Below are 13,063 nucleotides of genomic sequence, written 5' to 3' on the forward strand. Positions count from 1 at the left end.
CGCCAACGGAAAGGCTGCCGGCAAATATTACGGAAAAAAGCAGGCCGGACCGTTGTCAACGGTTCCGGCCTGCCTGCAGTCCTGTTATGGTGTTTTGCGGAACATGCGCTGCCAACGGAATCTGCCGTTTTGCAGATCATCAAACAGCGTATAGACAACAGGCACGACCACCAAAGTAAGGATGGTGGAGGTGATCAGACCGCCGATGATGGCATGGGCCATTGGCGCCCGGGCTTCCGCCCCCGGTCCGATGCCCAGGGCTAACGGAATCATCCCGACAATCATGGCCGCTGTGGTCATAATAATTGGCCGCATCCGCTGCACCGCCGCCTCTACCAGCGCCTGGTTGCGCTCGATCCCGGCAGCCCGGCGCTGTTTGGCAAAGTCGATGAGCAAAATGGCATTTTTAGTTACCAGGCCCATGAGCATAATGATCCCGATCAGGGACATAATACTCAGTTCACTGCCCATAACCAACAGGCCGACAATAGCCCCGATGATGGCCAGCGGCAAGGCCAGCATGATGGCAAAGGGATCGATATAGCTCTCGAACTGAGCGGCCAGTACGAAGAAGATGAACAGAACCGCCATCGCCAGCGCCATAATCATGCCGGTAAAGGCATCGTTCATGGATTGGGTCTGACCGGTGGTCACAAATTTATAGCCTTCCGGCATAGTTACTGCCCCAACCCGCTTAGTAAACTCGGTGTTGAATTCACCCAGGGTCGTGCCGCTTAAATTCGCAGAGATTGTAATCTGCTGCTGGTTGTCATAACGCTTAATCTGCGCCGGGCTTGTTGCATACACCGTGTCGGTTACCTGTGACAGCGGCACCATCACGGCTTGGCCGTTGGCCCGGGCCGTGCTGGACAGATATACCTTGTTGACGTCAGCCAGGCTGCGGCGGGCTTCCGGATCAAGGATGACCCTTACATCATAAGCATCGTCATCTTCTTTAAAATCGGTCACAATTTTACCGTTAAACATCGTCTGCAGCGTATCGGCAATGTTGGCCGCCGAGATGCCAAGGTCAGAAGCCCGGTCGCGGTTGACCACAATCTGAGCGTCAGGGTTACCGGCTTCATAGCTGGAGCTTACCTCCACTGTGCCCGGTACGCTGGCGACAATTTGCTGCACCTGCTCGGCGATATCGGCTAATGTGTCCAGCGATTGCCCCTGAATCACAATCGATACAGGCTTGCCGCCCCCCAGGCCTGATTGCTTCGATACACTGATTTCAGCCCCGGGAATCACACTGAATTTCTGCCGGAGATCGGCAATAATATCATTGTCACTCACACTGCGCTCGTTTTTGGCCGACAACTGAGCCATGATATTAATATTATTGGCTTTCGTCACACTATAGGTCATTTTGGCCTCAGGCACCTCATGGATTGTTTGGGCCATGGCGTCGGCCATTTCACTGACCGCCTGCACACTCCTGCCGGGGTCGACAACGGCCGTCACCGTGATTTCCCCATTATCCGCCTCAGGTACAAACGTGGAGCCGAGCAGCGGCATTAGCGCCAGGCTGCCGACAAACAGCCCAACCGCCAAGAGCATAACCTTGCGGCGATGACCTAAAGCCTGCCGCAGGAATTCACCGTATTTTGCGGTTATCCTATCAAACCAGTTACTCCAGGCAAGCCAGGCCTTACTTAACTTGGTAGTGCCTTTAATCTCGGTATGATCCAGATATTTGGCAGATAACATCGGGGTTAAGGTAATGGCGACAAACAGGGAAACCAGTACGCTGGCCGCAACGGTTATACCAAATTCTTTAAAGAACTGGCCGACAATCCCGTTCATCATGCCGACAGGCAGGAACACGGCCACCAGCGTAAACGTAGTGGCCATAACGGCAAGGCCAATCTCGGAGGTCCCCTCAAAAGCGGCGGTTACCTTATCCTTGCCCATTTCCAGATGGCGCACAATGTTTTCAATAACAACAATCGCATCGTCAATCAGCAGACCGACTGCCAGCGACAGAGCCAGCAGCGACATGGTGTTGAGGGTAAAACCCATAACCTTCATCGCCAAAAAGGAAGTAATAACCGATACGGGAATGGCGATACCGGCAATGATTGTACTCCGCCAGTTCCCCAGGAACAGGAATACAATCGCAATCGCCAGCAAGCCGCCGACAACCAGATTAAACTGGACATCCTCTACTGATTCATGGATGTGTACGGAATTGTCGCGCACGACAACCAGTTCGACCCCCGGCGGCAGCTCGCTCTGAATACTGGCCAGCTGCTTCTTGACATTATCAACAACATTGATCGTGTTGCTGCCTGATTGTTTCATGATCTCCAGGCCAAGCGCCGGCTTGCCGTCCAGCTTGGTAATCGAGGTGACATCAGCCGTAGTGTCTTTTATTGTGGCGATATTTTTTACATACAGCTGGACACCGTCCCGCTGGCCGACAGGGATATTCAGAAACTGGTTGGTTGACGTAATATTGCCTACGGCCCGTAAATCCGTTTCCCGCTGGCCGTCGGTGACTTTACCGCCGGGAGACTCAATATTCTCACTCTGCAGGCCATTGATAACCTCCGGCACAGTCAGGCCATAGGCTGCCATCTGGTTGCTGTCCAGACGGATTTGGATTTCCCGGTCCAGGCCCCCCTGGACAGTAACTGAGGCTACCCCGTTAATTGCTTTTAACCGGTCTGTCAGCGTATCTTCGGCAAACACCGTCAGTTCCCGCTGATTGAGATCGCCGGTCAAGGCAATCGTCATAATGGGGGTATCGTCAGGGTCAAAGCGGATGATGGTAGGTGCTTTGGCATCCTGCGGCAGCAATGCCTGGATGCCGCCGACCTTATCGCGCACATCCTGCGCGGCCGTATCGGCGTTGGTCTCCATGGTAAACTGAATAACCGTCGTTGACAACCCTTCGCTGGCTGTTGAGGTGATATGTTCCACACCTGCCACCACATTAACGGCTTCTTCGATCTTTTTCGTCACCTTTGATTCTACCTGTTCCGGTGAAGCGCCGGGGTATTGTACGGTAATGGCGACGACTGGCAATTCAATACTGGGGTATTGATCCACATTTAAGGACATATAACTAACCAAGCCTAAAACTACCAGCGCCAAAATGATTACCGTGGAAAATACCGGACGCTTAATACTAATCTCAGTAAGTTTCATGACCTCTCCCCTACTCTATTGCGTTACTCTCACCGCATCTCCGTCTTTCATGCGGTTGACACTGCTCGTAATCACCTGCGTACCAGGCTGCAAACCGTCCTTGACAGTAATGGTGTTGCCGCTGACATCACCAATCTCAATCTGGCGGCGGACGGCTTTATCATTTTCGACAACGAAAACATAATATAAGCTTTGTTTTTGGACAACAGCCGCTTGCGGTATGGTAAGTACCTGTGCGCTGTCGCCGGTTGTCAGCTGTACATTGGCAAACATGCCTGGCTTCAGCTCGCCGCCGGTATTATCCACTTTAATCTTGGTGCGGAACATCCGGCTGGCCGCGCCTGCTTCCGGATTCATAACCTCGACAACCCCCGGGAATATCTGCCCGGGATAGGCATCGACAGTGATATTGGCTTTTTGGCCGATTTTAATGCGGCCCAAATCTTTTTGCTCGACATTGATTACCGCGTATACCTGGTTAATGTCCTGTACTACCATCAAGGCCGCTCCTGGCGAAACCACCTGGCCGATAGTAGCTGTTTTATTGGCAATCACACCGTCAACAGGTGAATTGATTACGCCATAACTATATTGTTGCTGCGCGCTGCTCTGGTTGGAAGCCGCACTTGATAAATCGGCCTCGGCGGTTTTCAGTTTGGCCCGGGCATTATCCAGCTGTTGTTCGGAAACAGCCCCTTTATCATACAGCATCTGATAACGGTTAAAGTCGTTCAATGCCAGTTCATAGCCAACCTGGGCTTTTCTCACCGCATCACCGGCCTGGCGGGCGGAGTTTGCCAGCTCCACCGACTCCATCCTGACCAGCGGCTCACCGGCCTTAACCTGCTGTCCTTCCTGAACAAGCACCTCTTCAATCCGGCCGGAGATTTTCGCGCTCACCGTGGCTGAGGTCTGTCCCTCCAATGTGCCGTTTAAGGTGAGGCTGGGAACGACCTCGGTATATTCGGTCTGAGCAACGGTTACACTCAGCACATTCTCGGCCGTATTGACTTGTTGTTTATTGGCAAATACACCTGTACGTATAACCAGGGTAATTCCCACTAACAAAATCAGGGGAATAATCCAGTGCTTGGCTTTCCATCTATTCATGCAGACAATCCTCCATTTCAATTAGCAACATTTGACATACCTACCAGTCGGTATGTCAACTTCAAAAATAGTAGCGCTTTTGCAGGCGCTGGTGTCTTGACCATGTGATATTTTAGTTTTAGGGCGAGACAAAATGATAAAGGGCAAGGAAGCACCGACGACGCATACGGGAAGGAGTCTGCTAGGAGGGGCTGACGCCGCCATTGGCCATTTTGGCCGTCATCAAACTAACAAGATCATGTGGTCATGACACTAAGAATTCATCAACGACCACATATTGTTCATCATGCGCTGACGCAGCTCCGGGTATCTAAAGTGGCTTCCCAGTGACTTTTGGCCGTTCACTGTGGCCAAAATATTAGCTGCCAGGGCATAACTGTCCAGACTGCTCTTCAGTTCGCCGTTGTCCACCGCGGTCTGAATCCGTCTGGCCAACGCCTCGCACACCCAAAGCTGAGTTTGCTGAATCCTTTCCTGGATATCGGGGAACAGCTGCATAATATCAATCACAAAATGCACGTGATCGACAGTGCTCTCCCGGTCCAGCCCAAACAGCTTCCGGGAGTATTCCTCAAAGGCATCGTCCACCATGAGCGACTGCAAAACCTCCTGAATGCTCTTTTGATCGCTGAGCAAGTCCGTATATTTTGCTTCAAACCGTTCAAAGAAAAAGGTAAGCGCCGTGCGCAGCAACTCCTCCTTACTGGAGAAATAATGATAGATCCCGCCTTTGGTTATTCCGAGCTCGTTGGCAACATCAATCAGCGAAACCGATTTGTAGCCACGCCGTAAAAACAGGCGGGTTGCTGCAATAATAATGCTCTCTTTGGTCATCTTATCGTCGCCTTTCACAAAGTATGCATCTTTACATACCTACCAGTCGGTATGTTGTTATTATCCCTTAAAAACGGCTTGCTGTCAATAGGTGAGAGAAAAAAATACCGGTCCCGGACTGAGCAGAAACATTACGCCCGGCCGGTTTATAAAACAGGGAATGAGTCCTGTAACTACAGAACCCATTCCCTGCAAACTTCCTGCTGCGGTTAGTCCGGCTTTTGGGGTCAGGCCGGGCGGCTTGGTGATTGCTGCGGCTTCAATAAATGACAGGCCGCACTGTGCCTGGACCCAATCACCTTAAGGGCCGGTTTTTCCTGCCTGCAGATGTCCCTGCGCACCGGACATCTGGTTTGAAACGGGCACCCTGGCGGCAATTCGAGCGGGCTTGGAATCTCGCCTGCCAGCGTGCGCACCGCTGTCCCTGCCTGTTTTTTCACCGGGAAAACGGCCTGCAGCAACGCCTTGGTATAAGGGTGCTGCGCCGCATTCAGCTCGCTGCCGGCAAGCACCTCCACGATATTGCCGAGATACATCACCGCGATGCGATGGCTAATCTGCGATATTAAGGCCAAATCATGACAGATAAAAATCATGGACAAATTCTTTTCCTGTTGTATTCTGACCAGCAGCTCCACGATTTTTTTCTGCACAGATACATCCAGTGCACTGGTCGCTTCGTCGCAAACGAGGATTTCCGGCTCCAGCGCGAGCGCCCGGGCAATGCCGATCCGCTGCCGCTGCCCGCCGCTCATGTTAGCGGGGTAACGGCCGGCAAATTGCTCCGGCAGTTCGACCCGGCGCAACAGGTCTGCCGCCTTTTCCCCCGCCTCGCTGTCTTTTATCAGCTTGAAATTGCGCAACGGCTCGCACAAAATATCCTCTATCATCATTTTCGGATTAAAGGCCTGGGACGGGTCCTGAAACACCATCTGTATATGCCGCCGGCTTTGCCGCGCACGTTCACCCCTAAGCCGCGTAAGATCCTCGCCCCGGTAGCGGATAGCCCCGCTCGTCGGGGCATGGAGCTGCATGATTAGTTTTACCAGCGTGCTTTTGCCACAGCCGCTTTCGCCCACAACGCCAAGCGTTTCTCCCCGGTAAAGCGACAGCGATACATCATCGCAGGCGGTCAGCATACGCCCGTCAGCCACAGGGAAACGTTTCACAACATGTTCAATGGACAGAATCATTTCCTGTTCAGCTGACATAGCGTTCCCCTCCGACCTGCGGCACCGCAGCCAACAGTTCTTGCGTATAGGCCGACTGGGGCCGGGCGATAATCTCATCCGTTCTGCCGGACTCCACGATCCGCCCCGCTTGCATGACGGCCAGCTTATCCGACATATAGGCCGCCACACCGATATTATGCGTCACAATGATGATGGCTGTTTTATCCTTTTGGCAGATCTCCATCATCTCTTTTACTACCTGCGCCTGCGTTGTCACATCCAGGGCCGAGGTCGGTTCGTCCGCCAGCAGCAGGCGCGGTGTGAAAAACATGGCCATGGCCACGCCGACACGCTGGCGCATGCCGCCGCTCAGTTCAAAGGGGTAGCTTTTCATGATATTTTCCGTATTAGGCAAATGCATTTTTTTGAGCATATCCTCTGCCGCCCGGGCTGCCTCTCTTTTTGTCAGCGGCGAATGTTCGCGGATATATTCTACGAATTGACTGCCAATACGCTGGATGGGATCCAGCATGCTCCCACTGTCCTGAAAAACCATGGCGGCCTTTGTGCCGCAGAGGCGAAGCCACTCTTCCGGCGTATTTTCCAGCAGATTTTTCCCTTCAAAGAGAATCCGCCCGCCGCTTACCCGGCCCTCATGCGGCAGGCAGCCCAGAATCGCGCGGATAACCGTTGTCTTGCCGCTGCCGCTTTCGCCGACAATCGCCAGGACTTCCCCCTCATCCAGCGATAAATTCACATCCCGGACGGTTTCACGTTCTCCATAGGCTACCGAAAGCTCCGCTACCTGTAGCAACATTGCAGTTCTCCTTTGTGTGGATTTTATTTTTTCGCTGGTCTGATTTTATTGGTCAGCCAATAATAATCAGACGGATACATCTTCGCGCCGGCAATGGCAGTCGAGCTGATAATGTTGGTTTCCGGATAGCCCAGGAACAAAGCCGCGCCGTCATTCATGATGATCTGCTGAATATCGATGATCAGCTGACGGCGTTTTTGATGATCAAACTCGGAGGAGAGTTCGGCAAACTTCGCATCCAGGGCCGGATTGCTGTAGCCTGAGCCGTTTTGCGGATTGTCGCCGTTGTTGTTTGTCCGCCAGTACCAGTTCAGGAATATTTCCGGATCGCCCGTATTGGCTGTCGTAATATTGGAGATCAGCAGGTCGTATTCCCCGTTAATCCCCATTTTATCGATCAAATTATAGTCCACAGTCTTGATTTTTACATCAAAGCCCACTTTTTTCGCATCTGCCTGCACGGCCTCGGCGTAGATCGGCAGTTCCGCCCGGCTGTTATACACAACAAAATCCACGGTCAGCTTCTTGCCATCCTTTTCCAGGATTCCGTCACCGTCGCCATCCTTCCAGCCGGCTTCTGCCAAGAGCTGTTTGGCCCGTTCTATATTATAGCCGTTCGGATCTGTAAGCTGTTCGAAACCGTAATCCATTGACGGCGGCACAGGGGCCTTGCCTTCAATAAAGGTTCCTTTTAAAATAACTTCATTGTACACCTTTCGGTCACAGGCGCTGATGAAAGCCGCGCGCACCTTGGGATCGCCCAGCAGACCTTTTTGGTTAATCCGCGCCAGCACAGTGCGCAGCGAGGCAATTCTGTCGACATGGAACTTGGCCTTGTCATTAAAGAGGCCAATGTCACCGGCCGCAATATTGACCGCCATGTCTACCTCGCCGGACTGCAAAGCCATGGCCCTTGTATTCGGATCATCGATGGAAGGAATCTCAACCGTTTCATAAGGCACTTCGCCATCCCAGTAATGGGGGTTTTTTACCATAACTGCTTTATCCTTAACGAAAGACTGGCACATATACGGCCCGGTGCCAATCGGACCTTCCTTGGCAAAATTGCGGGCCGGTTCAGCCGCTACATCCACAATCAAAAAGAGCGGGTCGGCCAAAAAGCCGGGCATATTCGGCTCCGGCTTTTCCGTCAGGATCGTAAGCGTTTGCCCGTCAGCCTTCATTTCCTTATATTTAAAAAACGTTACCGCCCGTTTATTTTTAGCAAAGGCCCTTTCCAGCGAGGCCTTGACAGCGGCCGCGTCCAACAGCTTGCCATTCGAGAATTTCACGCCCTCTCTGATTTTAAAGGTCCAGCTCATATGGTCGGCGCTAATCTGCCAGCTTTCAGCCAGCCAGGGCTGCACATTCATCTTCTCATCAAATTTTGTCAGACTTTCCCCCAAGCCATAACGCATAACGACCCAGCCAAAATAATTCTCCGTGGGTTCCAGTGAATCGGCAAAATTGGTTACCCCAATTTTCAGCGTCGTTGGATCGGCTGCCTTTTTGCTGTCGCCGCAGCCGGCCATAAGGGCCGCCGCCATACAAACCATCAGTAGCACGCCAATAATTTTCCCCAGTTTCTTCATGAAACTCTTCCTCCTAGTATTTATTTAATTTGCCCGCTGCGGGTCCATGATATCGCGCAGGCTGTCTCCCCACAGGTTAAAAATCGCTACAACGACCAGAATGGCCGCTCCCGGATACAGCATCAGCCAGGGAGCCGTCTGAATATGCTGTCTGCCCTCATTGAGCATCAGCCCCCATTCCGGTGTCGGCGGCTGCGCGCCAAAGCCCAAAAACGACAAACCGGCCAATTCCATAATCATCACACCGATATCCATGGCGGCCGTGATAACAATGGTCGGCAGGATATTCGGCAGAATATGGCGCCATAAAATATGCAACGGCCTGGTCCCTGTGGTTACGGCCGCCGCGATAAAATCGCGCTCACGCAGCTTCAGTGTAAGGCTGCGCCCCAAACGGGCGTACTTGGTCCAGTTCACCGCCGCCAGCGCCAAAATCGCATTGACAATATTGCCGCCCAGCATGCCGGCAATGGCAATCGCCAGCACGATCCCCGGAAAAGCCAGCATCATGTCGACAATGCGCATGAGCACAGTATCCACTTTACCGCCCACATAGGCGGCCATCACGCCGATAAATGTTCCCACCACCGTAATCATAGCCACTACCGTCATTGTCATCATCAACGAAGTGCGCGTCCCGTACAGAATGCGGGAAAAACAGTCCCGCCCCAGCTTGTCCGTACCGAATATATGCTCTGCCGACGGTGCCTGCAGCGACTGCCGCATGACCGCGTCATACGGATCATAAGGAGCCAGCCAGGGCGCGAAAGCGGCAAAGCCGATAACCAAAAGGACAAAAAACGTGTACAGGCCAAACAAGATCTTGTCCTTTGTCCAAAACGCCACTCAGCCCCCTCCTTTCTTCAGCCGCGGATCAAGATAAGTATAGGAAATATCGACTAAGAGATTAATTGCCATATATAACACGGCAATCCAGAGGACAACCCCTTGCACCAGCGGATAATCACGCATCGCAATGGCCTGCACCGCCATTTTGCCAAGACCGGGCCAGGAAAAGACCATCTCAATGACGGCCGCGCCGCCCAGCAGCCAGCCGATCGACAGGCCCAGGAGCGTGACCAGCGGCAGACAGGCGTTCGGCAGTACATGGCGCCAGAGAATCTTCCGCATGGGTAGGCCCCGCATCCGGGCGCCAATGATATAGTCCTGCCCCAGTTCCTCCAAAACGGCCGTACGTACCTGCCGCGTATATTTAGCCGACATCGCAATCGCCAGCGTCAGCGCCGGCAGCACCATCCGGTCAAACGACACCACGCCGCCCGCTATCGGAAACCACCCCAGCTTCAGGCCAAAAATATACAACAGAATGAGGCCCACCCAAAAGCTCGGCATAGATACACCTAAAAAGGAAACGCCGCGAATGAGATAATCGGCAGCGCGGTTTCGATACACCGCCGCCAGTATCCCGCACGGCACCGAGATCAAAAGCATCATGACAATCGACGCGGCGGCAAGCACCACAGTGCCCGGCAGGCACTGCCAGAGGCGCTCGGCTACCGGCATCTTCGCCGAATACGACATGCCCATATCCCCCTGCAGCAGACCGGTCAGCCAGCGGAGATACTGCACATGAAACGGCTGGTCCAGCCCCAGCTGGGCCCGCGTTTCGGCAATCGTTTCCGCCGCAACAATGGTATCGCCCACCTCCAGCAGCATCTCCACCGGGTCCCCCGGCGACAGATACATCAGAGAAAACGTCAGCAGACTTACACCGAACAGCGTAATAAGCATCTGCGCCAAACGATGCAAAAGCTCTTTTCTCTTCAAACCACCCTCTCCTCTCTGTAAAATTAGAAAAACTTGGCTTATGCCAAGTCTTCAAGACGCCGGCAGGAAGCCTTAGCCGTTCTTATCTATGAGCAGAAACCGCTACTTTCCGATCATGTAAAAATCCGGATAGAATCATTTTCTTAACGAGAAGAAAAGGATTCTATCCGGATTAAGCAGGACGCCCAGGCAGTCGCGCTGCGGTCGTATGCAGCAATCAGGCAACAGCACAGATTGGCACACACGCACGCATCCATTTCCTTATCACGCGTAAGTCAACAATGAATCTTATTATAAGCAGGCTTTCTGGCTCATAGATCATAACCTTGCTTCCGCCTTCCCAGAGTTTCCTCCAGTGACGATTTTTGAAGCAGGCTCCCTATTTACAGCTGCGGGACAGCACAGGACTCTCACCTGTTTTCCTCTCATCGTTCAGCAATACATACTGCTGACACTTATAACGTTCTGTATAAAATTGTCAGTAAAAATCATAATTTAGGAAGGTTACTTTTTATTATTATATAAACAAGCAGCAATGATTGTCAATCCATTATTTTGCTGTACCTACTCCTCCCGGGGCTCGTTGTCCCTGCTTGCGCCAAAGTTGAAAGCCGGCGAGCCTTCTTCGCTCACCGGCTTTTCGCGTTCTTGCGATTAATAATACGCGGCTCGGTCCCAGCCTGCACCCGGTTATATAATGTAGCTAAATTCCTGCCTGTTAATCAATTCCAGGATTTCTTCGCGGGCCTGCAAAAACTGCGTGGTATAGCGTATCCGGTTGGAATTTTCGCCGGAGATGGCATACGTGAACGCAGTTTTAAATTCTTTCACGATGCGTCCCGGTCGCTTGGACATGACCAGCACCCTGGTTCCTAGAGCCAGTGCTTCATCCACATCATGGGTGATAAATAAAATGGTGCATTTCGATTCCCACCAGATATTGCGCAGCAGGCTTTGCATCTGCTCCCGGGTCAGGGCGTCCAGGGCCCCGAAGGGTTCATCCATCAACAGTACGCGGGGTTTATTAACCAGGGACCTGGCAATCGCCACCCGCTGTTTCATGCCGCCCGATAATTCGTACGGCTTATGACTGCCGAACTCCTGCAAGCCCACTTTCCGCAGATATTCGTCAGTAAGCTTTTGGCTCTCACTGTCCGGGATATTGCGCATTCTTAGTCCGAACCGGACATTCTCGCGGGTGGTCAGCCAGGGATACAGGGGCTGCTGCTGAAAAACAACCCCCCGATGCCAGTCGGCTCCCTGTATTGCTTCGCCATCCATAACAGCCTGACCGGTCGACGGGCTGATAAAACCGGCAATAATTTTTAACAAGGTGCTTTTGCCGCAGCCCGAAGGTCCCAGCAGGCAGACAAACTCGCCTTCGTTCAGGCTAAGATTGATGTTTTCCAATGCATTTACGTCAGAGTCGGCATGATAAGTCAGCGACACATTCTTCAGGGCCACTACCGTATCAGTCTTTTCCTCAGCCCACCCCGGCTCACTTAGCACCATACCGCAGCCTCCTGCTTACATTTACTTTAATGTTGCCTCAATATATTGGGGATTAACGGCTTTCTCAAAAACCTCCAGGCCCGGGGCGGTTTCGATTGCTTTTTGCTCGACCAGGAAATCGGCGGTAGCCTTTAACACCTTAGCCAGATTACCCTTATTGGCGCTTGAGCCAAAGTATTTGTCGGCCACCTGCTCCCGGCCGGACAGCCATATCAATTCCCTGGTCTGCTTCAAAGCCTCGGCTTTATCGATATTCAGCCCTTTAGCCAGGGCTTCGGCCGCCTCATCAGGATTATTTTTGTAAAGGTCATGTGCTTTTTGCTGGATTTTTATATATTGAGCGACAACCTCCGGATATTTCTGGGCAAATGCTTTGCTGACAACCCCGAGATCGGCCGTTATAATGCCTTTCTCCGCTAGTTTTCCACTGTCGGTGATCACCTTGCCATCGGCCAGCAATTTGCCTAAAAAAGGATTCCAGACATAAGCGGCGTCAATGTCGCCCCGCTGCCAGGCCGCAAAAATATCAGGCGGCTGCATATCCAGGATCCTGACGTCAGCCTGATTGACACCCTCTACTTTCAGGGCGTTCAGCAGGCTGTAATGAGCCGTGGAACTAAACGGCACCGCCACTTTTTTCCCTTTCAGGTCCTGCACTGAATTAATATTGGCCGTATTCTTTACCGCCAGCGATTCCGCGGCTCCGATAACATCATGAATCCAGAAAACCTCATAGCCAATCCCCTGGGAGATGCCGACAGCCGCAGGCGTACTCCCCATTAACCCAATATCAATGCTGTTGGAGGCAAAGGCATTATTGACATCGCGGCCGGAATCAAATTTTTTAAAATTAACCTTTACCCCCAGCTCAGCCTCATAATACCCTTTCACTTTGGCTACAATCTCGTCATTGGGTATATCCTGAAAACCAATAGTGATTGCTTCCGGCTTTGCCGGTGTGCTGGCCTGGTTGGTCTGGCTGCCCTGGCCGCAGCCGGTCAACTGCAGGGCCACAGCCAGCATCAGTCCGCCGGCCACCAAAAATCTTTTCCATTTTGTCCTCATTAACAACCTCTCCCTTA

Annotated in this window: 10 protein-coding genes and 1 riboswitch; all 10 genes read right to left on the reverse strand. The window is 52.5% G+C overall.

The window, feature by feature from the left end; genetic code table 11:
* Nucleotides 1-84: 84 nt before the first annotated feature.
* Complete coding sequence (locus ACZ481_RS23600; RefSeq protein ID WP_464767785.1) at nucleotides 85-3,156, reverse strand: efflux RND transporter permease subunit; 3,072 nt, start codon at nucleotides 3,154-3,156, stop codon at nucleotides 85-87.
* A 15-nt stretch (nucleotides 3,157-3,171) separates the two neighbouring features.
* Nucleotides 3,172-4,266 carry an efflux RND transporter periplasmic adaptor subunit gene (locus ACZ481_RS23605; RefSeq protein WP_464767786.1) on the reverse strand — a complete coding sequence of 365 codons (1,095 nt, stop codon included), beginning with the start codon at nucleotides 4,264-4,266 and terminating at the stop codon, nucleotides 3,172-3,174.
* A 252-nt stretch (nucleotides 4,267-4,518) separates the two neighbouring features.
* On the reverse strand, nucleotides 4,519-5,100 hold the full coding sequence (locus tag ACZ481_RS23610; RefSeq protein ID WP_464767787.1) for a TetR/AcrR family transcriptional regulator: 582 nt from the start codon (nucleotides 5,098-5,100) through the stop codon (nucleotides 4,519-4,521).
* A 227-nt stretch (nucleotides 5,101-5,327) separates the two neighbouring features.
* Nucleotides 5,328-6,311 carry an ABC transporter ATP-binding protein gene (locus tag ACZ481_RS23615; RefSeq protein WP_464767788.1) on the reverse strand — a complete coding sequence of 328 codons (984 nt, stop codon included), beginning with the start codon at nucleotides 6,309-6,311 and terminating at the stop codon, nucleotides 5,328-5,330.
* Complete coding sequence (locus ACZ481_RS23620; protein WP_464767789.1) at nucleotides 6,301-7,089, reverse strand: ABC transporter ATP-binding protein; 789 nt, start codon at nucleotides 7,087-7,089, stop codon at nucleotides 6,301-6,303. Before ACZ481_RS23620 ends, ACZ481_RS23615 begins: the two co-directional genes overlap by 11 nt.
* 23 nt (nucleotides 7,090-7,112) lie before the next feature.
* Nucleotides 7,113-8,681: an ABC transporter substrate-binding protein gene (locus ACZ481_RS23625; protein WP_464767790.1), complete on the reverse strand. Its 1,569-nt coding sequence runs from the start codon at nucleotides 8,679-8,681 to the stop codon at nucleotides 7,113-7,115.
* 24 nt (nucleotides 8,682-8,705) lie between these two features.
* On the reverse strand, nucleotides 8,706-9,527 hold the full coding sequence (gene nikC, locus ACZ481_RS23630; RefSeq protein WP_464767791.1) for a nickel transporter permease: 822 nt from the start codon (nucleotides 9,525-9,527) through the stop codon (nucleotides 8,706-8,708).
* Entirely contained in the window at nucleotides 9,528-10,469 is a 942-nt protein-coding gene (nikB, locus tag ACZ481_RS23635; protein ID WP_464767792.1) for a nickel ABC transporter permease, read from the reverse strand.
* 279 nt (nucleotides 10,470-10,748) lie between these two features.
* A riboswitch (cobalamin riboswitch) is annotated at nucleotides 10,749-10,943 on the reverse strand.
* Between the two features lie 216 nt (nucleotides 10,944-11,159).
* Complete coding sequence (locus tag ACZ481_RS23640) at nucleotides 11,160-11,981, reverse strand: ABC transporter ATP-binding protein (protein WP_464767793.1); 822 nt, start codon at nucleotides 11,979-11,981, stop codon at nucleotides 11,160-11,162.
* Between the two features lie 21 nt (nucleotides 11,982-12,002).
* A complete protein-coding gene (locus tag ACZ481_RS23645; protein WP_464767794.1) occupies nucleotides 12,003-13,046 on the reverse strand; it encodes a taurine ABC transporter substrate-binding protein in 1,044 nt (347 codons plus the stop codon).
* Nucleotides 13,047-13,063 lie beyond the last annotated feature (17 nt).

Source organism: Sporomusa intestinalis (assembly GCF_055383785.1).